The sequence below is a fragment of the Ensifer sp. ZNC0028 genome, assembly GCF_000799055.1.
Classification (GTDB): domain Bacteria; phylum Pseudomonadota; class Alphaproteobacteria; order Rhizobiales; family Rhizobiaceae; genus Ensifer.
This window is the reverse complement of sequence record NZ_JTLA01000169.1, coordinates 1-21,840: the sequence shown is the minus strand read 5'-3', so window position 1 is coordinate 21,840 and position 21,840 is coordinate 1. Positions and strand designations below refer to the sequence as shown.

The 21,840-nt window shown below is 61.5% G+C and carries 21 protein-coding genes; all 21 read left to right on the top strand.

The genetic code is table 11. The features are described from left to right. Positions 1-345 precede the first annotated feature (345 nt). The 21 genes from L981_RS31345 to proS all read left to right on the top strand — a co-directional run bounded on the left by L981_RS31345 (position 346) and on the right by proS (position 21,802). Complete coding sequence (locus L981_RS31345; protein WP_034803593.1) at positions 346-711, top strand: NADH-quinone oxidoreductase subunit A; 366 nt, start codon at positions 346-348, stop codon at positions 709-711. After that, complete coding sequence (locus L981_RS31340) at positions 702-1,280, top strand: NADH-quinone oxidoreductase subunit B family protein (protein ID WP_034803591.1); 579 nt, start codon at positions 702-704, stop codon at positions 1,278-1,280. The genes L981_RS31345 and L981_RS31340 overlap by 10 nt, the downstream gene beginning before the upstream one ends. Positions 1,281-1,298: 18 nt before the next feature. Then, the gene (locus tag L981_RS31335; RefSeq protein WP_043626158.1) at positions 1,299-1,904 is read left to right on the top strand and encodes an NADH-quinone oxidoreductase subunit C; all 606 of its coding nucleotides are present in this window, start codon (positions 1,299-1,301) and stop codon (positions 1,902-1,904) included. 57 nt (positions 1,905-1,961) lie between these two features. Then, entirely contained in the window at positions 1,962-3,152 is a 1,191-nt protein-coding gene (locus L981_RS31330) for an NADH-quinone oxidoreductase subunit D (protein WP_043626155.1), read from the top strand. Continuing rightward, positions 3,152-3,409 (top strand): hypothetical protein, encoded by a 258-nt coding sequence (locus L981_RS31325; RefSeq protein ID WP_043626153.1) that lies wholly within the window; start codon positions 3,152-3,154, stop codon positions 3,407-3,409. The genes L981_RS31330 and L981_RS31325 overlap by 1 nt, the downstream gene beginning before the upstream one ends. Before the next feature lie 16 nt (positions 3,410-3,425). Continuing rightward, positions 3,426-4,553 (top strand): NADH-quinone oxidoreductase subunit E, encoded by a 1,128-nt coding sequence (locus L981_RS31320; RefSeq protein WP_043626150.1) that lies wholly within the window; start codon positions 3,426-3,428, stop codon positions 4,551-4,553. A gap of 11 nt (positions 4,554-4,564) precedes the next feature. After that, positions 4,565-5,869 (top strand): NADH-quinone oxidoreductase subunit NuoF, encoded by a 1,305-nt coding sequence (nuoF, locus tag L981_RS31315; RefSeq protein WP_043626148.1) that lies wholly within the window; start codon positions 4,565-4,567, stop codon positions 5,867-5,869. Between the two features lie 6 nt (positions 5,870-5,875). After that, positions 5,876-6,526 carry an NADH:ubiquinone oxidoreductase gene (locus L981_RS31310; RefSeq protein ID WP_043626146.1) on the top strand — a complete coding sequence of 217 codons (651 nt, stop codon included), beginning with the start codon at positions 5,876-5,878 and terminating at the stop codon, positions 6,524-6,526. 111 nt (positions 6,527-6,637) lie between these two features. Further along, positions 6,638-8,719, top strand: coding sequence for an NADH-quinone oxidoreductase subunit NuoG (nuoG, locus tag L981_RS31305; protein WP_043626144.1), 2,082 nt, complete (start codon positions 6,638-6,640; stop codon positions 8,717-8,719). 20 nt (positions 8,720-8,739) lie between these two features. After that, positions 8,740-9,783: an NADH-quinone oxidoreductase subunit NuoH gene (gene nuoH, locus L981_RS31300; protein WP_034803570.1), complete on the top strand. Its 1,044-nt coding sequence runs from the start codon at positions 8,740-8,742 to the stop codon at positions 9,781-9,783. A 64-nt stretch (positions 9,784-9,847) separates the two neighbouring features. Continuing rightward, positions 9,848-10,339, top strand: coding sequence for an NADH-quinone oxidoreductase subunit NuoI (gene nuoI, locus L981_RS31295; protein ID WP_025426590.1), 492 nt, complete (start codon positions 9,848-9,850; stop codon positions 10,337-10,339). A 138-nt stretch (positions 10,340-10,477) separates the two neighbouring features. Then, positions 10,478-11,092 (top strand): NADH-quinone oxidoreductase subunit J, encoded by a 615-nt coding sequence (locus tag L981_RS31290; RefSeq protein ID WP_043626138.1) that lies wholly within the window; start codon positions 10,478-10,480, stop codon positions 11,090-11,092. Between the two features lie 28 nt (positions 11,093-11,120). Beyond that, positions 11,121-11,429 carry an NADH-quinone oxidoreductase subunit NuoK gene (gene nuoK / locus L981_RS31285; protein ID WP_034803568.1) on the top strand — a complete coding sequence of 103 codons (309 nt, stop codon included), beginning with the start codon at positions 11,121-11,123 and terminating at the stop codon, positions 11,427-11,429. A gap of 7 nt (positions 11,430-11,436) precedes the next feature. Next, a complete protein-coding gene (nuoL, locus tag L981_RS31280; protein ID WP_043626136.1) occupies positions 11,437-13,431 on the top strand; it encodes an NADH-quinone oxidoreductase subunit L in 1,995 nt (664 codons plus the stop codon). After that, on the top strand, positions 13,431-14,942 hold the full coding sequence (locus tag L981_RS31275) for an NADH-quinone oxidoreductase subunit M (RefSeq protein WP_043626133.1): 1,512 nt from the start codon (positions 13,431-13,433) through the stop codon (positions 14,940-14,942). The genes nuoL and L981_RS31275 overlap by 1 nt, the downstream gene beginning before the upstream one ends. Before the next feature lie 19 nt (positions 14,943-14,961). Further along, complete coding sequence (gene nuoN, locus L981_RS31270) at positions 14,962-16,404, top strand: NADH-quinone oxidoreductase subunit NuoN (RefSeq protein WP_043626131.1); 1,443 nt, start codon at positions 14,962-14,964, stop codon at positions 16,402-16,404. Beyond that, positions 16,404-17,168: a biotin--[acetyl-CoA-carboxylase] ligase gene (locus L981_RS31265; protein WP_043626163.1), complete on the top strand. Its 765-nt coding sequence runs from the start codon at positions 16,404-16,406 to the stop codon at positions 17,166-17,168. Before nuoN ends, L981_RS31265 begins: the two co-directional genes overlap by 1 nt. Positions 17,169-17,194: 26 nt before the next feature. Beyond that, on the top strand, positions 17,195-18,862 hold the full coding sequence (locus L981_RS31260) for a ribonuclease J (RefSeq protein ID WP_043626129.1): 1,668 nt from the start codon (positions 17,195-17,197) through the stop codon (positions 18,860-18,862). A gap of 57 nt (positions 18,863-18,919) precedes the next feature. Further along, the gene (mce, locus tag L981_RS31255) at positions 18,920-19,324 is read left to right on the top strand and encodes a methylmalonyl-CoA epimerase (RefSeq protein ID WP_043626127.1); all 405 of its coding nucleotides are present in this window, start codon (positions 18,920-18,922) and stop codon (positions 19,322-19,324) included. A 130-nt stretch (positions 19,325-19,454) separates the two neighbouring features. Then, positions 19,455-19,724 (top strand): DUF1467 family protein, encoded by a 270-nt coding sequence (locus L981_RS31250; RefSeq protein WP_043626126.1) that lies wholly within the window; start codon positions 19,455-19,457, stop codon positions 19,722-19,724. A 749-nt stretch (positions 19,725-20,473) separates the two neighbouring features. Next, positions 20,474-21,802 (top strand): proline--tRNA ligase, encoded by a 1,329-nt coding sequence (proS, locus tag L981_RS31245; RefSeq protein WP_043626125.1) that lies wholly within the window; start codon positions 20,474-20,476, stop codon positions 21,800-21,802. Positions 21,803-21,840: the final 38 nt, after the last annotated feature.

Here is a 21,840-nt window from a genome sequence, read left to right as displayed (position 1 = left end):
CCTGTCACGCCGGAGGTCGCGGGTTCGAGCCCCGTCACTCGCGCCATTTCTTCTCTCCTCCTTTATTGCAAATCGCGTCGGCCTTAGGGCCGGATTGTGCGCTGCGGCAATCTGTCTCGTCTCGCTTTGTTTTACCGTAAAGTTCGCGTCGGCCCGCAAATCCGCGCTTTGTCGGTATCACCCGTCTGATCCTGTGGTGCGAAGCGGTTTAAATGGCCCCTCAAGGCTTGCGCGACGGCGCGGGCTGCGCTAACCACTCCGGCGTTGCAACATATTTTTCGGCCTGCGAGATTTGTTGTTCTGGCGCTCTCCCATGCGCCCTCCCGCAGGCAGGGACGGATAACAATGACTGAACTTCTCGGTTCCTACGTTCCGATCGCGATTTTCATTGGAATCGCATTGGTGATCGGTGTGGCGCTTCTGATTGCTCCCTTCGCCGTCGCCTTCAAGGCTCCTGATTCGGAAAAGCTGTCGGCCTACGAGTGCGGCTTCAATGCGTTCGACGACGCCCGCATGAAGTTCGACATCCGCTTCTACCTCGTGTCGATCCTATTCATCATCTTCGACCTTGAAGTCGCCTTCCTCTTCCCCTGGGCGGTGTCGTTCCATGAGCTCGGCTGGTTCGGGTTCTGGTCGATGATGGTCTTCCTCGGTGTGCTGACGATCGGCTTTATCTATGAATGGAAGAAGGGAGCGCTGGAATGGAACTGACCTCCGGCACCACGCTCGTTGCGCCCAAGCCGAAAGGGATCATCGATCCTTCCACCGGCAAGCCGATTGGCAGCAATGACGCATTCTTCGGCGAGATCAACAATGAGCTCGCCGACAAGGGTTTTCTGGTCACCTCGACTGACGAGCTCATCAACTGGGCCCGTACCGGTTCGCTGATGTGGATGACCTTCGGTCTCGCCTGCTGTGCGGTCGAGATGATGCAGATGTCGATGCCGCGTTACGACGCAGAGCGTTTCGGCTTTGCGCCGCGCGCCTCGCCGCGCCAGTCCGACGTCATGATCGTCGCCGGCACGCTGACCAACAAGATGGCGCCCGCGCTCCGCAAGGTCTATGACCAGATGCCGGAGCCGCGTTACGTCATCTCGATGGGCTCGTGCGCCAATGGCGGCGGCTACTACCACTATTCCTATTCGGTTGTTCGCGGCTGCGACCGCGTCGTTCCCGTCGACATCTACGTGCCAGGCTGTCCTCCCACGGCAGAAGCGCTGCTTTACGGCGTGCTCCTGCTGCAGAAGAAGATCCGCCGGACCGGCACGATCGAGCGCTAAGGGCAGGGGGTCTTTGATATGAGTGAAGCCCTGAATGAGCTTGCGTCCTACCTGCGCGAAACGCGCGGCGCGCTGATCTCCGACGCATCGCTGGCCTATGGCGAGCTGACGCTGACGACGACATCGGCGAACCTGATCGCGCTGCTGACGTTCCTTCGTGACGATGTGCAGTGCGCCTTCGTCAATTTCGTCGATGTCTGCGGCGTCGACTGGCCGCAGCGGCCGGACCGTTTCGACGTTGTCTATCATCTCTTGTCGCCGCGCCAGAACCTGCGCGTGCGCATCAAGGTCGCAACCGGCGAGAACGAGCCGGTTCCGTCGGCCACGCCGGTCTATCCCGGTGCCGACTGGTTCGAGCGCGAAGCCTACGACATGTACGGCATCCTGTTTACCGGCCACCCTGACCTGCGTCGCATCCTGACGGACTACGGTTTCGAAGGACACCCGCTGCGCAAGGACTTCCCGGTCACCGGTTTTGTCGAAGTGCGTTACGACGACGAAGCAAAGCGCGTCGTCTACGAACCCGTCGAACTGAAGCAGGAATTCCGCAACTTCGACTTCCTCTCTCCCTGGGAAGGCACGGACTACGTGCTGCCCGGCGACGAGAAGGCGAAAGCACGGTGAGACTAAATGGTCCGCGGTAGCCGGTGAACGGCTGCCGTCCGGCCTGGAGCAATCGGTATGACCGAACATAACGTCCGCAACTTCAACATCAACTTTGGCCCGCAGCATCCGGCGGCCCACGGCGTTCTTCGTCTGGTGCTCGAGCTTGATGGCGAAATCGTCGAGCGCGTCGATCCGCATATCGGCCTGCTGCATCGCGGCACCGAGAAGCTGATCGAGACCAAGACCTATCTGCAGGCCGTGCCCTATTTCGACCGCCTCGATTATGTGGCGCCGATGAACCAGGAGCACGCTTTCGCTCTGGCTGTTGAGAAGCTGACGGGCACGGAAGTTCCGATCCGCGGCCAGCTCATCCGCGTTCTCTATTCGGAAATCGGCCGTATCCTGTCGCATCTTCTGAACGTCACGACGCAGGCGATGGACGTCGGTGCACTGACGCCGCCGCTCTGGGGCTTCGAAGAGCGCGAAAAGCTCATGGTGTTTTATGAGCGTGCCTGCGGCGCGCGCATGCACTCGGCCTATTTCCGTCCGGGCGGCGTCCACCAGGACCTGCCGCACGAACTCGTCGAAGACATCGGCAAGTGGATCGATCCGTTCCTGAAGACCGTCGACGATATCGACGAACTCTTGACCGGCAACCGCATCTTCAAGCAGCGCAACGTCGACATCGGCGTCGTCAAGCTCGACGATGCCTGGGCCTGGGGTTTCTCGGGCGTGATGGTGCGTGGCTCGGGCGCTGCCTGGGACCTGCGCCGTTCGCAGCCCTACGAATGCTATTCGGACATGGAGTTCGATATCCCGATCGGCAAGAACGGCGACTGCTTCGACCGCTACCTGATCCGCATGATCGAAATGCGCCAGTCGGCGCGCATCATGCGCCAGTGCGTCGATCGCCTGCTCGGCGACGCCAAGGTCGGCCCGGTTTCGTCGCTCGACGGCAAGATCGTTCCGCCGAAGCGCGGCGAGATGAAGCGTTCGATGGAAGCGCTCATCCACCACTTCAAGCTCTACACCGAAGGCTACCACGTGCCGGCCGGCGACGTTTACGCCGCCGTCGAAGCGCCGAAGGGCGAATTCGGCGTCTATCTCGTCTCCGACGGCACCAACAAGCCCTATCGCTGCAAGATCCGCGCCCCGGGTTATGCGCATCTCCAGGCGATGGATTTCCTCTGTCGGGGACACCAGCTTGCCGACGTTTCGGCCGTGCTGGGCTCCCTCGATATCGTGTTCGGTGAGGTGGACCGCTGATGCGTCTCGCGCCCCTGGCCACGCTCGCTCTTCTCGCACTCGCATCGACCGCTTCCGCACAGGAGCAGGTCGATAGCGGCGCGACGTCGGGCGGCATGCGCGGGGGCTCGATGGCCGATCTTGTGGCCAAGGGCTACGAGATCAAGGCCGCGGTCGCCAATGGCACGCGCTACATCGTATTTTTGCAGAAAGACCAGTCAGCCTATGCCTGCGAATTCGTCTCGGTGACGAAATCGCGGTGCGGTTCGATTAACTGATAAGGTGTCCACTAGAATGTCCGTTCGTCGACTAGCCGAAGACACCGTCCAGCCAGCGAGCTTTGCCTTCAGCAAGGAGAACGCCGCCTGGGCGAAGGAAACGATCAACAAATACCCCAAGGGCCGTGAGCAGTCTGCCGTCATCCCGTTGTTGATGCGCGCCCAGGACCAGGACGGTTGGGTTACGAAGGCTGCCATCGAGTCGATCGCGGACATGCTCGGCATGCCGTATATCCGCGCGCTCGAAGTTGCGACCTTCTACACCCAGTTCCAGTTGAAGCCGGTCGGCACGCGCGCCCACGTTCAGGTTTGCGGCACGACGCCCTGCATGCTGCGTGGCGCTGAAGACCTGATCAAGGTTTGCAAGAGCAAGATTGCCCATGATCCCTTCACCCTGAACGAGAGCGGCACGCTCTCCTGGGAAGAAGTCGAATGTCAGGGCGCCTGCGTCAACGCACCGATGGTCATGATCTTCAAGGACACCTTCGAAGACCTGACGCCCGAGCAACTCGAGCAGATCATCGACCGGTTTGAGGCAGGCAAGGGTGCTGAAGTTACCCCCGGTCCGCAGATCGATCGCATCTATTCCGCACCTGTGGGTGGCCCGACCACGCTGATGGCGGCAGGCTCTGCTTCGGCCAAGGCTGCGCCCGCCGCTGCCAAGAAGGCAAGCGATGCTCCGGCCGTTTCGGTTCCGCCGTCGAACGCCGGCCGTGTCAAGACCGCTGCGAGCGAGACCAATGCTTCGCTGAAGACGCCGGCGACGGCAAAGGGCGAGGCCGCTGCCAACGCCAAGGTCGAAGGCGACACCGTCGACAAGTCGACGCCGGTGAAGGCCGCCGTTTCCGGCAAGCCGTCGCTGGAGGACAAGAACCGTCCGGCCGGCATCGAGAAGCCGGCAGCTGTCGACGACCTCAAGCTGATCTCGGGCGTCGGTCCGAAGATCGAAGGTACGCTCAACGAACTGGGCATCTACACCTACGCGCAAGTTGCTTCGTGGAAGAAGGCGGAGCGCGAGTGGGTTGACGGATACCTGAATTTCAAGGGCCGCATCGAACGCGACGACTGGGTCAAGCAGGCCAAGGCGCTCGCCAAGGGCGGCGAAGCCGAATACATCAAGGTCTTCGGCAAGAAGCCGCGGTAAAGAGGTGAATTATGCTCAGAGATGAAGACCGCATCTTTACCAACATCTACGGCCTCAAGGACAAGTCCCTGAAGGGCGCCATGGCGCGCGGCCACTGGGACGGCACCAAGCAGCTGCTCGAAAAGGGCCGTGACTGGATCGTCAACGAAGTGAAGGCCTCCGGCCTTCGCGGCCGTGGCGGCGCCGGCTTCCCGACGGGCCTCAAGTGGTCCTTCATGCCGAAGGAAAGCGACGGCCGTCCGCACTACCTCGTCGTCAACGCCGACGAGTCCGAGCCCGGCACCTGCAAGGACCGTGACATCATGCGTCACGACCCGCACACGCTGATCGAAGGCTGCGTCATTGCTTCCTTCGCGATGGGTGCGCATGTCGCCTACATCTACGTGCGCGGCGAATTCGTCCGCGAGCGCGAGGCGCTGCAGGCGGCGATCGACGAGTGCTACGCCTACGGCCTGCTCGGCAAGAACAACAAGCTCGGCTATGACATCGACATCTATGTGCACCATGGTGCCGGCGCCTATATCTGTGGCGAAGAAACCGCGCTGCTCGAAAGCCTCGAAGGCAAGAAGGGCCAGCCGCGCCTGAAGCCGCCATTCCCGGCAAACATGGGCCTCTACGGCTGCCCGACGACCGTCAACAACGTCGAGTCGATCGCGGTTACTCCGACGATCCTGCGCCGCGGCGCCGGCTGGTACACGAGCTTCGGCCGTCCGAACAACCACGGCACCAAGCTCTATTCGGTCTCCGGCCACGTCAACCGTCCGTGCACGGTCGAAGACGCGATGTCGATCCCGTTCCATGAGCTGATCGAAAAGCACTGTGGGGGCATTCGCGGCGGCTGGGACAACCTGCTCGCTGTCATCCCCGGCGGTTCGTCCGTTCCTTGCGTGCCCGGCGCGCAGATGAAGGACGCGATCATGGATTTCGACGGTCTGCGCGAAGTCGGTTCCAGCCTCGGAACCGCTGCCGTCATCGTGATGGACAGGTCGACGGACATCATCAAGGCGATCTGGCGTCTTTCGGCTTTCTACAAGCACGAGAGCTGCGGCCAGTGCACGCCGTGCCGTGAAGGCACCGGCTGGATGATGCGCGTCATGGAACGCATGGTTCAGGGTCGCGCCCAGAAGCGCGAAATCGACATGCTCTTCGACGTCACCAAGCAGGTGGAAGGCCACACGATCTGCGCGCTTGGCGACGCAGCCGCCTGGCCGATCCAGGGCCTGATCAAGCATTTCCGTCCGGAGATGGAAGCGCGCATCGACGAATACACCCGCAATGCCTCGTCGCATGGTGCGGTTCTGGAAGCGGCGGAGTAAGGCACGATGGCCGGCGCACGCGGGGAGGGACAGATGAAGGGACAGGCCGAAGCAGGCATTCCGTTCGCGCGTCCGCTTGGCGGCGATCCGGCCGATCCGTTCGGCATGGGCGAATGGATGAAGGGCCTTTCCCAGGTGCCGCTGCATCCGCTGATGGTCCATCCGGCAGCCGCAGTTGCGGCAGCGACCGCGATCGGCTTCGGTCTCACGACCCAGATTGCAGGCGCCATGATCGGCGCGATGCAAGGGGCCGTCGAGGCAGCGCAGAAGCGGGTAGAGCCCGCGGCGTCTGACGCGGCGCCTGCAGTCGTCGCAAAGACGATGCAGGCCGAAGCAAAGCCGAAACCGGTCGCCAAGCCGCCCGCGCTTGCCAAGCGCGCAGCCGCAAAGCCGGTGATCGAGAAGGGTGCCGCTCAAAAGGTGGTCAAGGTTCGCGCGACGCGCACCAAGGCGAAAGCCACCGACGACCTCAAGCGGATCTCCGGCATCGGCCCGAAGCTCGAGCAGGTGCTGAACGCTAAAGGGATCAGCGGCTTTGCCGACATTGCCGGTTGGAGCGAGGCGGACGTCGCCCGCTTCGACGACGAACTCGGTTTCGGCGGGCGGATCAAGCGGGACGATTGGGTTGGACAGGCCAAGGCGCTGAAAGGCGCTTGAGACAATAGGGGTGGGGGACCGGAGACGGCCATCGCCCGCAAGCAGCAAGGCTGTGTTGGAATTGTCCGTCGCCGATGGGCCGACGGACGGAAGACAGGATTGAGTACGAAGATGGCAAAGCTGAAAGTCGACGGAAAAGAGATCGAGGTACCGGATCATTTCACGCTGCTTCAGGCGTGCGAAGAGGCCGGGGCTGAAGTTCCGCGCTTCTGTTTCCACGAGCGGCTTTCGGTCGCCGGCAACTGCCGCATGTGTCTGATCGAGGTGAAGGGAGGGCCGCCCAAGCCCGCCGCCTCTTGCGCCATGGGCGTGCGCGACCTCCGTCCGGGCCCGAACGGTGAAGCCCCGGAAGTCTTCACGACCACGCCGATGGTCAAGAAGGCGCGCGAAGGCGTGATGGAATTCCTGCTGATCAACCATCCGCTCGACTGCCCGATCTGTGATCAGGGCGGCGAATGCGACCTGCAGGACCAGGCCATGGCCTTCGGTATCGACAGCTCGCGCTACCAGGAAAACAAGCGCGCGGTCGAAGACAAGTATATCGGCCCGCTCGTCAAGACCGTGATGAACCGCTGCATTCATTGCACGCGCTGCGTTCGCTTCACGACAGAAGTTGCCGGCATTGCCGAGCTTGGCCTGATCGGCCGTGGCGAAGACGCCGAAATCACCACCTATCTCGAGCAGGCGATGACCTCCGAGCTGCAGGGCAACGTCGTTGACCTCTGCCCGGTCGGCGCGCTGACCTCGAAGCCGTTTGCCTTCACCGCCCGTCCGTGGGAGTTGAACAAGACCGAATCCATCGACGTGATGGACGCGCTCGGCTCGGCGATCCGCGTCGACACCCGCGGCCGCGAAGTCATGCGCATCATGCCGCGCGTCAACGAGGACATCAACGAAGAGTGGATCTCCGACAAGAGCCGCTTCATCTGGGATGGCCTGAAGACACAGCGTCTCGATCGTCCGTACGTCAAGAAGGACGGCCGTCTGCAGCCGGCGACTTGGGGCGAAGCCTTCCAGGCGGTCAAGGCGGCCGTTGCCCAGACCTCCGGCGACAAGATCGGCGCCATTGCCGGCGACCTCGCTTCGGTCGAAGAAATGTACGCGCTGAAGCAGCTTATTGCAGCCCTCGGCTCCGAAAGCGTTGACTGCCGCCAGGATGGTGCCGCACTCGACCCGTCGCTCGGCCGCGCCAGCTACCTCTTCAACCCGACGATCGCTGGCATCGAAAGCGCTGACGCGCTTCTGGTTATCGGCTCCAACCCGCGCTTCGAGGCGTCTGTTCTCAACGCCCGCATCCGCAAGCGCTACCGCATGGGCAACTTCCCGATCGCCGTGATCGGCGAGCCGGGTGAACTGCGCTATGAATACGAATATCTCGGCGCCGGCACCGAAACGCTGGCCGAGCTCGTCTCGGGCAAGGGCAAGTTTGCAGCGACCTTGAAGAAGGCGCAGCGCCCGATGATCCTCATCGGCCAGGGTGCTGTTGCAGGGGAGGGCGGCGCTGCCGTTCTTTCCGCCGCCGCCAAGCTCGCGGGCGCCGTCGGTGCGGTCACCGCCGAGTGGAACGGCTTTGCCGTTCTTCACACGGCCGCTTCCCGCGTCGGTGGTCTCGACCTCGGCTTCGTTCCGGGCGCGAACGGCAAGACGGCGGCCGAGATGGTCACCGCCTCCGACGTTCTCTTCCTGCTCGGCGCCGACGAGATCGACCTTGCGGAACGCAAGTCCGGCTTCACCGTCTATATCGGCTCGCACGGCGACAACGGCGCACATGCAGCCGACGTCATCCTGCCAGGCGCGACCTACACCGAAAAGTCCGGTACCTGGGTCAACACCGAAGGCCGCGTTCAGGTCGGCAACCGCGCCGGCTTCGCACCGGGCGATGCCCGCGAGGATTGGGCGATCATCCGCGCGCTTTCCGACGTGCTCGGCAAGAAGCTGCCCTTTGATTCGCTTGGCGAATTGCGCTCGAAGCTCTATGCGGCCCACCCGCATTTCGCCGATATCGACGCAATCGCGACCGGCAACGGCGACGAAATTGCCGCACTTGGTCAAAAAGCCGGTGAGATGGGCAAATCCGTGTTTGCGTCTCCGGTCAAAGACTTCTATTTGACGAACCCGATAGCGCGCGCATCCGCCGTCATGGCCGAATGCTCGGCTTTGGCACGCAACAATTTCAAAGCTGCGGCGGAATGAGCGCGAGGGAATAGAGTATCATGGACGCTTTCGTTTCGACCTATGTCTGGCCCGCGATCATCATGGTCGCCCAGTCGCTGCTGCTCCTGGTCGCGCTGCTGCTTTTCATCGCCTACATCCTGCTCGCCGACCGTAAGATCTGGGCTGCAGTTCAGCTCCGCCGTGGTCCGAATGTGGTAGGCCCGTGGGGACTTTTCCAGTCCTTCGCCGACCTTTTGAAGTTCGTCTTCAAGGAGCCGGTGATTCCCGCCGGCGCCAACAAGGCGATCTTCCTGCTCGCCCCGCTCGTCTCCGTGACGCTGGCGCTCGCCGCCTGGGCGGTGATCCCGCTCAACGCCGGCTGGGTGATCGCGAACATCAACGTCGGTATCCTCTTCGTGTTCGCCATATCTTCGCTTGAAGTTTATGGCATCATCATGGGCGGTTGGGCGTCGAACTCCAAATATCCCTTCCTCGGCGCGCTTCGCTCCGCGGCACAGATGGTTTCCTACGAAGTCTCGATCGGCTTCGTCATCGTTACCGTTCTGCTCTGCGTAGGCTCGCTGAACCTGACGGACATCGTCAACGCGCAGTCGAGCGGCATCGGCACGAACCTCGGCCTGCCGGCGTCGTTCCTCGACTGGCATTGGCTGGCGCTGTTCCCGATGTTCATCGTCTTCTTCATTTCGGCGCTGGCCGAAACGAACCGCCCGCCCTTCGACCTTCCGGAAGCGGAATCCGAACTCGTCGCCGGCTTCATGGTCGAGTACGGCTCCACGCCTTACATGATGTTCATGCTCGGCGAATACGCCGCCATCTGCCTGATGTGCGCGCTGACGACGATCCTGTTCCTCGGCGGCTGGCTTCCCCCGGTCGACGTCTGGTTCCTCAACTGGGTTCCCGGCATCATCTGGTTCGTGCTGAAGGCATCCTTCGTGTTCTTCATGTTCGCGATGGTGAAGGCTTTCGTGCCGCGTTACCGTTACGACCAGCTGATGCGTCTTGGCTGGAAGGTCTTCCTGCCGATCTCTCTCGCAATGGTCGTGATCACTGCGTTCGTTCTCAAGCTGACGGGAGCCGCATGACGATGGCTCACGTTTGGCAGCATACCGCCGGCCGCTCGCAGGCCGGCAACTCTGGAGGTAAATGATGGCCGGTCTTTCGCAAGCCGTCAGCTCGCTGTTCCTGAAGGAATTCGTCGGCGCGTTCTTTCTGTCGATGCGCTATTTCTTCAAGCCGAAGGCGACGTTGAACTACCCCTTCGAAAAGGGACCGGTCAGCCCGCGTTTCCGCGGCGAGCATGCGCTGCGCCGTTATCCGAACGGTGAAGAACGCTGCATCGCCTGCAAGCTGTGCGAGGCGATCTGTCCTGCACAGGCCATCACCATCGAAGCCGGCCCGCGCCGCAACGACGGCACCCGCCGTACGGTTCGCTACGACATCGACATGGTGAAGTGCATCTATTGCGGTTTCTGCCAGGAAGCCTGTCCGGTCGATGCCATCGTCGAGGGCCCGAACTTCGAGTTCGCCACCGAGACGCGCGAAGAGCTGTACTACGACAAGGACAAGCTCCTCGCCAACGGCGACCGTTGGGAACGGGAAATCGCACGCAACATCGCAATGGACTCGCCCTATCGCTGAGGCCAGAGCGTAGTACCGCCCCGGGGAGGGCGGTGCATGTGACATAGGTTTGGGCAACGGCCGGACGCGTGTCCGGCTTTGCCTGTGGAGTGGGGCCAGAAGCGCCTCACACCGTGCAAGACGAAGAAGGCACCGATCATGGGTCTGCAGGTTCTTTTTTTCTATCTCTTTGCCTTCATCGCGGTGGCGTCGGCATTCATGGTCATTGCGGCCAGGAACCCGGTTTATTCGGTTCTGTTCCTGATCCTGACCTTCTTTAACTCGGCAGGTCTGTTCCTGCTGACCGGCGCCGAATTCCTCGCGATGATCCTGCTGGTCGTTTATGTCGGCGCGGTCGCGGTGCTGTTCCTGTTCGTGGTCATGATGCTCGACATCGACTTCGCGGAACTGCGGGCCGGCGTGCTCGAATACGCGCCGGTCGGCGCGCTGATCGGTCTGATCCTTGCAGCCGAGCTCATCATCGTGGTTGGCGGTGCGACGTTCTCGCCGGAGATCGCCAAGTCGATTTCGATGCCGATCCCGGCGGTCGCCGACCGCACGAACACGGCAGCGCTCGGCGACGTGCTCTATACCCACTACGTCTACTTCTTCCAGATCGCCGGCCTGGTCCTGCTCGTCGCAATGATCGGCGCGATCGTGCTGACCCTGCGCCACCGCGACAACGTCAAGCGCCAGAACATCCCGCAGCAGGTTGCCCGCACGCCCGAGACCGCCGTCGAAGTGGTCTCGGTCAAGCCCGGCCAGGGCATCTAAGTCGGACGCGAGATCGAGGAACAAAAAAATGGAAATCGGAATTTCCCACTATCTCACCGTCAGCGCCATCCTGTTCACGCTGGGCGTCTTCGGCATCTTCCTGAACCGGAAGAACGTCATCGTCATCCTGATGTCGGTCGAACTCATTCTTCTCGCGGTCAATATCAACATGGTCGCCTTCTCGGCGTTCCTGAACGATATCACTGGCCAGGTCTTTGCCCTGTTCATCCTGACCGTCGCGGCTGCGGAAGCGGCCATCGGACTTGCAATTCTCGTCGTCTTCTACCGCAACCGCGGCTCGATCGCTGTTGAAGACGTCAACATGATGAAGGGCTGATTGGGCTATGGATACCATCATCAAGGCTATCGTCTTCCTGCCTTTGATCGGCTTTCTGATTGCCGGCCTCTTCGGTAATTCGATCGGCGCCAAGGCTTCGGAATATGTCACCAGCGGTCTGATGATCATCGCTGCTGCGTTCTCCTGGTACGTCTTCTTTGACGTGGCCATGGGCCACCAGGAAATGATCAAGGTTTCGGTGCTGCGCTGGATCCAGTCCGGCAGCTTCGATGTCGAATGGGCGTTCCGCGTCGATACGCTGACATCGGTCATGTTCGTGGTCGTCAACACGGTGTCGACGCTCGTGCATGTCTATTCGATCGGCTACATGCACCACGATCCGCATCGTCCGCGCTTCTTCGCCTATCTGTCGCTCTTCACCTTCGCGATGTTGATGCTCATCACGTCGGACAACCTGGTGCAGATGTTCTTCGGCTGGGAAGGGGTGGGTCTGGCGTCCTACCTGCTCATCGGTTTCTGGTACAAGAAGCCGTCGGCGAACGCCGCTGCGATGAAGGCCTTCATCGTCAACCGTGTCGGCGACTTCGGCTTCGCGCTCGGTATCTTCCTCGTGTTCGTGCTGTTCGGCTCGGTCAACTTCGAGACGATCTTTGCGGCTGCCAAGACCTATCTGCCGGCCGAAGGCGCTGGAGCAGGCGAGGCGGTTATCACGCTGTTTGGCATGCACCTCGACAAGGCTGATGCGGTCACCGCAGCAGCGCTCCTGCTCTTCATGGGCGCGATGGGCAAGTCGGCGCAGTTCCTGCTGCACACCTGGCTTCCGGACGCCATGGAAGGCCCGACCCCGGTTTCGGCTCTTATCCATGCCGCAACCATGGTCACGGCCGGCGTCTTCCTCGTCGCCCGCATGTCGCCTATCTTCGAATTGTCGCCGGATGCGCTGACCGTCGTCACCATCATCGGTGCGATCACCGCCTTCTTCGCGGCGACCGTCGGCCTCGTCCAGAACGACATCAAGCGCGTCATCGCCTATTCGACCTGCTCGCAGCTCGGATACATGTTCGTGGCGCTCGGCGTCGGCGCCTATGGCGCGGCCATCTTCCACCTGTTCACACACGCCTTCTTCAAGGCTCTCCTGTTCTTGGGTGCCGGTTCGGTCATCCACGCCGTCGATGGCGAGCAGGACATGCGTTACATGGGTGGCCTCAGGAAGCACATTCCGGTTACCTACTGGATGATGTTCATCGGCACGATCGCACTGACCGGCGTCGGCATCCCCGGCACGATCATCGGTACCGCGGGCTTCTTCTCGAAGGACGCGATCATCGAATCCGCCTATGCCGCGCATAGCTCGGTTTCCGGCTTTGCCTTCGCGCTGCTGGTCGTCGCTGCGCTCTTCACCAGCTTCTACTCCTGGCGTCTGGCCTTCATGACGTTCCACGGCAAGCCGCGCGCTTCCTCGGATGTCATGCATCACGTCCACGAATCGCCGCAGGTCATGCTGGTGCCGCTCTACATTCTTGGTGTTGGCGCGCTCGTCGCCGGCTTCCTCTTCCACGACTACTTCTTCGGCCATCACTATGCCGAGTTCTGGAAGGGCGCGCTGTTCACATCGGCTGAGAACGAAATCCTCGAGACCTACCACGATGTTCCGAAGTGGGTTAAGTGGAGCCCGTTCTGCGCCATGGCGCTCGGCCTCTTCACCGCCTGGTACATGTATATCCGCCGGCCCGAACTGCCGAAGTATCTGGCAGAACAGCATCGCGGCCTCTACCAGTTCCTCTTGAACAAGTGGTACTTCGACGAGCTCTACGACTTCCTGTTCGTGCGCTCGGCCAAGTGGCTCGGCACCTTCCTGTGGAAGGAAGGCGACGGTCGCGTGATCGATGGCTACGGCCCGAACGGCATTGCTGCTCGCGTGCTCAACGTCACTGACCGCGTTGTCCGCCTGCAGACTGGTTACCTCTATCACTACGCGTTCGCGATGCTCATCGGCATTGCAGCGCTTGTTACTTGGATGATGTTCAGGAGTTCCTTCTGATGACCGATTGGCCCGTACTTTCCGCGGTCACCTTCATGCCGCTCGTCGGCGTTCTGCTTCTCTTGCTTGTCAGGGAAGACAGCGCCTACGGCCGCCGGAATATCCTGAACGTTTCGCTGCTGACGACGATCTTCACCTTCGCGGTGTCGGTCTACATCTGGTACCAGTTCGATGCCTCGAACCCCGGCTTCCAGATGATCGAAAAGCATGAGTGGCTCGGCACCGGCATTTCCTATCATCTGGGTATCGACGGCATCTCGATGCTGTTCGTCGTGCTCTCGGCCTTCCTCATGCCGTTCTGCGTGCTCGCAAGCTGGCTGTCGATCGAGAAGCGGCTCAAGGAATACATGATCGCGTTCCTGGTCCTGGAAACGTTCATGATCGGCGTCTTCGTGTCGCTCGATATCGTGCTGTTCTACGTGTTCTTCGAAGCCGGCCTCATTCCGATGTTCCTCATCATCGGTGTCTGGGGCGGCAAGGACCGCGTCTACGCCAGCTACAAGTTCTTCCTCTATACGCTGCTCGGCTCGGTGCTGATGCTGCTTGCGATCATGGCGATGTACTGGCAGGCCGGTACGACCGACATCACGCAGTTGCTCGCCTATAACTTCCCGCGCCAGATGCAGACCTGGCTTTGGCTCGCCTTCTTCGCATCCTTTGCGGTGAAGATGCCCATGTGGCCGGTCCACACCTGGCTTCCCGACGCGCACGTTCAGGCACCGACCGCGGGCTCGGTCATCCTGGCCGGCGTGCTCCTGAAGCTCGGTGGTTACGGCTTCCTGCGCTTCTCGCTGCCGATGTTCCCGTTGGCATCCGAGTACTTCCAGCCGTTCGTCTTCACGCTCTCGGTCGTCGCCATCATCTACACCTCGCTGGTGGCGCTGATGCAGACCGACATCAAGAAGCTGATCGCCTATTCGTCGGTGGCACACATGGGCTACGTGACAATGGGTATCTTTGCTGCCAACGTTCAGGGCGTTCAGGGTGCGATCTTCCAGATGCTGTCGCACGGCATCGTCTCGGGCGCGCTCTTCCTTTGCGTCGGCGTTGTCTACGATCGTCTGCACACCCGCGAAATCTCCGCCTATGGCGGCCTCGTCAACAACATGCCGAAATATGCCGTCGCCTTCATGGTGTTCACCATGGCGAACGTCGGCCTGCCGGGCACGTCCAGCTTCGTGGGTGAAGTGCTGACCCTGGTTGGCGCCTTCCGTGCCAACACCTGGGTTGCGCTCTTTGCCACCTCCGGCGTGATCCTGTCGGCGGCTTACGCGCTCTGGCTCTATCGCCGGGTCGTGTTCGGTGCCTTGGAAAAGGAAAGCCTGAAGGCGTTGCTCGACCTGTCGCCGCGCGAAAAGGCCATCCTTTATCCGCTGGTGATCCTGACGATCTTCTTCGGCGTCTACCCGGCACCGATCTTCGATGCGACCGCGGCCTCCGTGGATCTGCTCGTCAACAACTACTCCGCAGCCCTGCAGGCAGCGCAAAACGTTGCGCTTTCGGTGCAATGACCACAGGACGTGATTGGACATGACTGCTGAAACCCTCCTTGCAAGCCTGCAACTCTCGATCCCCGAGCTGATCCTCGCGGTCGGCGCGATGGCCTTGCTGATGATTGGCGTGTTTTCCGGCGAGAAGTCGGCGTCGACGGTCACCGGTCTTGCGGTTGCCGTTCTGATCATCGCCGGCCTCTGGCTCGTTCTGAAGACCGGTGAAGGCGAAGCCTATGGCGGCGCCTTCCTGTCGGATCCTTTCGCCAAGTTCATGAAGGTTCTTGCCCTGATCGGCTCCATCACCGCCCTGGTGATGACGGTCGGCCATGCGCGCTCCGCCCAGATCGACCGTTTCGAGTTTCCGGTGCTCCTGGTGCTGGCAACGCTCGGCATGCTCCTGATGATCTCGGCCAACGACCTGATGTCGCTCTACCTGTCGTTGGAACTGCAGTCGCTAGCCCTCTATGTCGTCGCCGCCATCAACCGCGATAGCGTGCGCTCGACGGAAGCCGGCCTGAAGTACTTCGTCCTTGGTGCGCTTTCTTCGGGCATGCTGCTCTACGGCATGTCGCTGATCTACGGCTTCACCGGCCACACCGGCTTTACCGAGATCGCGGCTGCGCTGACGGCTGAAGGCCGCTCGCTCGGCCTGATCTTCGGTCTCGTCTTCGTGCTCGCCGGCCTTGCCTTCAAGATTTCGGCCGTGCCGTTCCACATGTGGACGCCGGACGTTTACGAAGGCGCGCCGACGCCGGTCACCGCCTTCTTCGCGGCGGCACCGAAGGTCGCCGCCATGGCGATCCTCGTTCGCATCGTCATCAACGCCTTCGAGCCGGTGGTTGCCGACTGGCAGCAGATCATCGTCTTCATCTCGATCGCATCGATGCTGCTCGGCGCGTTCGCGGCGATCGGCCAGAAGAACATCAAGCGCCTGATGGCCTATTCCTCGATCGGCCACATGGGCTACGCGCTGGTTGGCCTTGCCGCCGGCTCCATGGCCGGTGTTCGCGGCGTGCTGCTCTACATGCTCATCTACATGGTCATGACGCTCGGCACCTTCGCCTGCATTCTGGCGATGCGCCGCAAGGAAGGAGAAAACGTCGAGAACGTCGACGATCTCGCCGGTCTGTCGCAGACCAACCCCTTCATGGCGACCGTGCTGACCGTCCTGATGTTCTCGCTCGCCGGCATCCCGCCGATGGCAGGCTTCTTCGGGAAGTACTTCGTCTTCATGGCGGCCATCGAAGCTCAGCTCTATGCACTCGCCATCATCGGCGTTCTCGCATCGGTCGTCGGCGCCTACTACTACCTGCGCGTCATCAAGGTGATGTGGTTCGACGATGCCAAGGGCGAGTTCGCCCGCACCGCCGGCGAACTGCGGCTGGTCTTCGGTCTCTCGGGCCTGTTCGTTCTCGGATACGTCCTGATCGGCGGCCCGCTCGGAAACGCCGCTGAAGTCGCGGCGCGGACCTTCTTTTGATCGCCTTTGAAAGCGGCGGCCGGATCTCGCTCGACGATTTCCGGCACGTCGCTCTCGATGCGGTCGGGTCGACCAACAGCGAATGCCTGGCGCGTGCGCGCCAGGGTGACCCGGGCAATCTCTGGGTCACGGCCATCAGGCAGACCGGCGGGCGCGGACGTCGCGGCCGGGCATGGTTCTCCGAACCGGGCAATCTCTACGCTTCGCTTCTCCTCATCGAGCCGGCTCCGGTCGAGCAGCTGCATTCGCTACCGCTCGCCGTTGCCGTCGCCGTTCACAGGGCAATCCGCCAGGTAATGCCGCCGGGTTCGGCGCCCGTCGAAATCAAGTGGCCGAACGACATCCTGATCGACGGCAAGAAGACCTGCGGTATCCTGCTTGAAGGCGAAAGCCTCCCAGATGGGCGCCGGGCGCTGGTCATTGGTTGCGGCATCAACATCGCTGTCCAGCCGGACGAAGGGCTCTATCCCGTGACGTCCCTGGCCAACGAAGGTGCGTCGGTTTCGCCCGACGAACTGTTTGCGCGCCTGTTCCTGACGATGGCGGAGACCCTGCAGGTTTGGGATCGGGGCGTCGGTATCGCCGCGACGATCGAACAATGGCGGGCAGCAGCCCGCGGCATTGGTGAAACGATAACCGTGAACCTTCCGGACCGGTCGCTTTCGGGGCGCTTTGCCGGTATTGATGAGGCCGGACGGCTGGTGCTCGACACCGGCAACGGCATGACGCAGGCGATTGCCGCCGGCGACGTATTTTTCGGATAAATTTGAAAACAGGGGCGCATCACGATATGGCGCAGGAAGAAGAACTGGTGTTCTTGCCGCTCGGCGGCGTCGGTGAAATCGGCATGAACCTCGGCCTTTATGGCTACGGGCGGCCGGGAAGCCGCCAGTGGATCATGGTCGATTGCGGTGTGACGTTTCCGGGGCCCGACCTTCCGGGCGTCGACCTCGTTCTCCCCGATATCGGCTTTCTTGCCGAGGAACGTCGCAATCTCAAGGGCATCATCATCACGCATGCCCACGAAGACCACTATGGCGGCCTGAACGACCTGTGGCCGGGGCTGAACGTTCCGGTCTACGCCTCGCCGTTCACGGCGGGCATGCTGGAAGCCAAGCGCGATTTCGAGAAGAGCCGGGGCGAAATCCCCGTCACCATCTTCAAGCAGGGCGACCGTATCAATGTCGGCCCCTTCGAGATCGAGGCCGTCGGCGTCAACCATTCGATCCCTGAACCGATGTCGCTGATCATCCGCACGCCGGCGGGCACCGTGGTTCATACCGGCGACTGGAAGATCGATCTGCACCCGTCGCTTGGACCGCTGACCGACGAGGCACGTTTCCGCCAGATCGGCGATGAAGGTGTGCTTGCGCTCGTCTGCGATTCCACCAACGCGATGCGCGACGGCGTTTCGCCGTCGGAGCAGGAGGTTTCCGAAAGCCTGACGAAGATCATTGCCAGCGCCGAGGGCCGGGTGGCGATCACGACGTTCTCCTCGAATGTCGGACGCATCCGCTCGATCGCTGAAGCGGCCGAAGAGGCGGGCAGGGATGTGCTCCTGCTCGGCAGTTCGATGAAGCGGGTCGTCGCCGTCGCTACGGACCTTGGGCTGATGGAAGGCATCAAGCCCTTCCTCGCCGAAGACGAGTTCGGCTACGTGCCGCGCGACAAGGTCGTGGTGATCCTCACCGGCAGCCAGGGCGAGCCGCGGGCAGCCCTCGCCAAGATCGCCCGCGACGAGATGCGCAATGTCGCCTTCTCGGCTGGCGACACGGTCGTATTTTCCTCACGCACGATCCCGGGCAACGAAAAGGCGATCAACGACATCAAGAACGGCCTCGTCGAACAGGGCATCCACATCATCACCGACAGCGAAGCGCTGGTACACGTGTCCGGCCACCCGCGTCGCACCGAGCTGCAGCAGATGTACCAGTGGCTGCGGCCGCAGATCCTTGTGCCTGTTCATGGCGAGGCGGCGCATCTGACGGCGCACGGCGAGCTGGGTCGCCAGTCCGGCATCGCCAGCGTTCCGCGTCTTCGGAACGGCGAAATGCTGCGTCTTGCGCCAGGTCCCGCCGAAGTAATTGACGAAGCGCCCCACGGCCGCATCTACAAGGATGGCAGCCTCATCGGCGACTTCGAGGAGATGGGCATCGGCGAACGCCGGAAGCTCTCGTTCGCCGGCCATGTCGCCGTCAACGTCGTTCTCGACAGCCGCTACGATTTCCTGGGCGACCCGGATATCGTCGCGATCGGCTTGCCGGAGTTCGACGACGAGGGTGAGGACATGGAGGACACGCTCTACGACGCCATTCTCGGCGCCGTCGAGAGCATCCCGCGGGCCAAGCGCAAGGATCTGGCGATGCTGCAGGAGGCGGTCCGCCGCGCCGTACGCAGCACCGCCAACCAGATCTGGGGCAAGAAGCCGATCGTCACGGTGTTTGTCACCAAAGTCTGATTGGCCCGTCGCGCGCAACCTTGTAAGCGAGGCCGGACGTCAAAGCGGGAGATCGCCATGCTTGGAAGAGTGAACCACATCGCCATCGCCGTGCCGGATCTTCACGCCGCCGCCGAAAGCTATCGCTCGACGCTCGGCGCCTCCGTCACCGAGCCGCAGGCTTTGCCAGAACACGGCGTCACCGTCGTGTTCGTCACGCTTGCCAACACCAAGGTCGAGCTGCTTGAGCCGCTCGGCGAGGGCTCGCCGATCGCTGCTTTCCTGGCGAAGAACCCGTCGGGTGGGATGCATCACATCTGCTACGAGGTGGAGAACATCCTGTCGGCGCGCGACGCGTTGCGCGCCGCCGGAGCACGGGTGCTGGGGGATGGCGAGCCGAAGATCGGCGCGCACGGCAAGCCGGTGCTCTTCCTGCATCCCAAGGATTTTCAGGGTACGCTGATCGAACTCGAAGAGGTGTGACAGTTGATCGCGCGATGACGGTTTGTGCGATCGGGCCGGCGGCGCTATAAGGCGGACGGAATGTCGCGGAAGTCGCGGCGAATACGGGGTTGCCCGTCGTCTTGCCGATCGCCTTCACCGGGAGCTTGAAATGCCGCTTTTTTCGACCTTTGCCATCTACTTCATCATCTGGTGGATTACGCTCTTTGCCGTGCTGCCCTTGGGCGTTCGCACCCAGGCGGAAGAAAACAGCGTCGTTCCGGGCAGTGTCGAGAGCGCGCCGGCGAAGTTCAATGCCAAGCGGGTCGTGCTTCTGACGACCATAATTGCGGCCGTCATTCAACTCGCCTGGTATATCCTGTCCGTCAGGCTGGGCTACGGCATCGATTCCATTCCGCGTTTCTACCCAAAATTCTATTGATAAGTTCATCGTCGCCGCCACCCGAGGGCGATCGTTCTCGTTGCGACAAATTCTCTGCAATCTGATGGGCACATCCATGCCTTGACGGCGCCTTCGCGCATGCCTGCGCACAAGACCCGGGCAATTGTAGGATTGACCGCCGTGAAATTGACATAGTTCAATTTTGCAAGGTGCTTCGCGGGGATGCTGCTTGCTGAAAAGCAAAAAAAAACAAGGCTAAAAGCCTTGTTTTTCAAGTTTCGCGTGATCTTTAATCCGTTTCCGGCGGCAGCGACGAAGCGCGCCTAAGATCTTATCCTCCCAAGACTTGACCGCGAAAGTCGGCAAGAATTTAGTCTTCATGCCTGTTTTGTGAGCCGAAACTAGCCCAAACATTGGGCTCTGTCATCCTGTTTTTTTGCATTTTTGCTACAGTCGGGTAAAATATTCCCGTTGACAATTACTGTCGTAATCTTGTTACTAGCGTGCTCTTTTGACGCAGGATCGGCGTCGCATTCCCCCTGAAAATCCGTGGATGCTTTCTCTGCCCGTGACAACGGAGAGCAGGGTTTTCTTCCGCCTGCGAAGCAGCTATGAACGCAAGGCTCGTAAAGGTTCCTGCCGGCTGCGCCGGTGATGGAAAATGGAGAGTCCGACCCGAGAAGCAGCGGTCGCCTTTATCAATCAAAAGGTGAAGCCGGCATCTCGCTCAACGTCATTTCGCCCGAATCCGCCGATAGTGCGACGTTCATCAAGTTCTGGAACCCGTCATGCGCCTGTCCCGCTTTTTCATGCCCATCCTCAAGGAAAATCCTAAGGAAGCGGAAATCGTTTCCCACCGTCTCATGCTCCGCACGGGCATGGTCCGGCAGCAATCCTCGGGCATCTATACCTGGCTGCCACTCGGCAAGCGGGTTCTCGACAAGGTCAATGCGGTCATCCGCGAAGAGCAGAACCGCTCCGGCGCGATCGAGCTTCTGATGCCGACCCTCCAGTCTGCCGAGCTGTGGCAGGAGAGCGGGCGCTACGACGCCTATGGCAAGGAGATGCTGCGCATCAAGGACCGCCAGGACCGGCCGATGCTTTACGGTCCGACGAACGAGGAAATGATCACGGACGTCTTCCGTTCCTACGTGAAGTCCTACCGCGACCTGCCGCTCAACCTCTATCATATCCAGCTGAAGTTCCGTGACGAGATCCGTCCGCGCTTCGGCACCATGCGCTCGCGCGAATTCCTGATGAAGGATGCCTATTCCTTCGATCTCGATCGGGAAGGGGCCGAGCACGCCTATAATCGCATGTTTGCCGCTTACCTTCGCACCTTCGCGCGCATGGGCCTTCGCGCAATTCCGATGCGTGCCGATACCGGCCCGATCGGCGGCAACCTCAGCCACGAATTCATCATTCTCGCCGACACCGGCGAGTCCGAAGTGTTCTGCCATAAGGACTTCCTCGGCTTCGACATTCCGGGCGAAGACACGAATTTCGATGACGTCGCCGGCCTGAAGACGATCTTCGACAAGTGGACCTCGCGTTATGCGGCCACGTCGGAAATGCACGACGAGGCGGCCTTCAACGCTGTGGCCGAAGGCGACCGTCTGTCGGCCCGCGGCATCGAAGTCGGTCACATCTTCTATTTCGGCACCAAGTACTCCGAAGCCATGGGCGCCAAGGTGCTCGGCCCCGACGGCAAGGAGCACGCTGTGCACATGGGCTCCTACGGCATCGGCCCGACCCGTCTGGTGCCGGCGATCATCGAAGCTTCGCATGACGACAACGGCATCATCTGGCCGAAGTCGATCGCGCCGTTCGATGCCGTGATCATCAACATGAAAGCAGGCGACGCCGCTTGCGACGGCGCCTGCGAGACGCTCTACTCGAAACTCGGAAATGCCGGATTCGACGTGCTTCTCGACGATCGCGACGACCGCGCTGGTGCCAAGTTCGCAACGGCCGATCTGATCGGCGTGCCGGTTCAGGTGATCGTCGGACCGCGCTCGATTGCCAATGGTGAAATCGAGCTCAAGGATCGCAAGACCGGCGAGCGCGAGACGCTGACCGTCGAGGCTGCGATCAACAAGCTGATCGCAACGAAGTGATGAGGCAAGGGAAGGCAGGATGACCGCCGTGGTGCAAG

Coding starts and splice junctions, on each gene's coding strand:
- mce (WP_043626127.1), top strand. CDS start 18,920: ATGCTTGGAAGAGTGAACCACATCGCCATCGCCGTGCCGGATCTTCAC.
- L981_RS31260 (WP_043626129.1), top strand. CDS start 17,195: ATGGCGCAGGAAGAAGAACTGGTGTTCTTGCCGCTCGGCGGCGTCGGT.
- nuoK (WP_034803568.1), top strand. CDS start 11,121: ATGGAAATCGGAATTTCCCACTATCTCACCGTCAGCGCCATCCTGTTC.
- proS (WP_043626125.1), top strand. CDS start 20,474: ATGCGCCTGTCCCGCTTTTTCATGCCCATCCTCAAGGAAAATCCTAAG.
- L981_RS31310 (WP_043626146.1), top strand. CDS start 5,876: ATGGCCGGCGCACGCGGGGAGGGACAGATGAAGGGACAGGCCGAAGCA.
- nuoG (WP_043626144.1), top strand. CDS start 6,638: ATGGCAAAGCTGAAAGTCGACGGAAAAGAGATCGAGGTACCGGATCAT.
- L981_RS31330 (WP_043626155.1), top strand. CDS start 1,962: ATGACCGAACATAACGTCCGCAACTTCAACATCAACTTTGGCCCGCAG.
- nuoF (WP_043626148.1), top strand. CDS start 4,565: ATGCTCAGAGATGAAGACCGCATCTTTACCAACATCTACGGCCTCAAG.
- nuoL (WP_043626136.1), top strand. CDS start 11,437: ATGGATACCATCATCAAGGCTATCGTCTTCCTGCCTTTGATCGGCTTT.
- L981_RS31320 (WP_043626150.1), top strand. CDS start 3,426: ATGTCCGTTCGTCGACTAGCCGAAGACACCGTCCAGCCAGCGAGCTTT.
- L981_RS31325 (WP_043626153.1), top strand. CDS start 3,152: ATGCGTCTCGCGCCCCTGGCCACGCTCGCTCTTCTCGCACTCGCATCG.
- L981_RS31340 (WP_034803591.1), top strand. CDS start 702: ATGGAACTGACCTCCGGCACCACGCTCGTTGCGCCCAAGCCGAAAGGG.
- L981_RS31275 (WP_043626133.1), top strand. CDS start 13,431: ATGACCGATTGGCCCGTACTTTCCGCGGTCACCTTCATGCCGCTCGTC.
- L981_RS31290 (WP_043626138.1), top strand. CDS start 10,478: ATGGGTCTGCAGGTTCTTTTTTTCTATCTCTTTGCCTTCATCGCGGTG.
- nuoH (WP_034803570.1), top strand. CDS start 8,740: ATGGACGCTTTCGTTTCGACCTATGTCTGGCCCGCGATCATCATGGTC.
- L981_RS31250 (WP_043626126.1), top strand. CDS start 19,455: ATGCCGCTTTTTTCGACCTTTGCCATCTACTTCATCATCTGGTGGATT.
- L981_RS31335 (WP_043626158.1), top strand. CDS start 1,299: ATGAGTGAAGCCCTGAATGAGCTTGCGTCCTACCTGCGCGAAACGCGC.
- nuoI (WP_025426590.1), top strand. CDS start 9,848: ATGGCCGGTCTTTCGCAAGCCGTCAGCTCGCTGTTCCTGAAGGAATTC.
- nuoN (WP_043626131.1), top strand. CDS start 14,962: ATGACTGCTGAAACCCTCCTTGCAAGCCTGCAACTCTCGATCCCCGAG.
- L981_RS31345 (WP_034803593.1), top strand. CDS start 346: ATGACTGAACTTCTCGGTTCCTACGTTCCGATCGCGATTTTCATTGGA.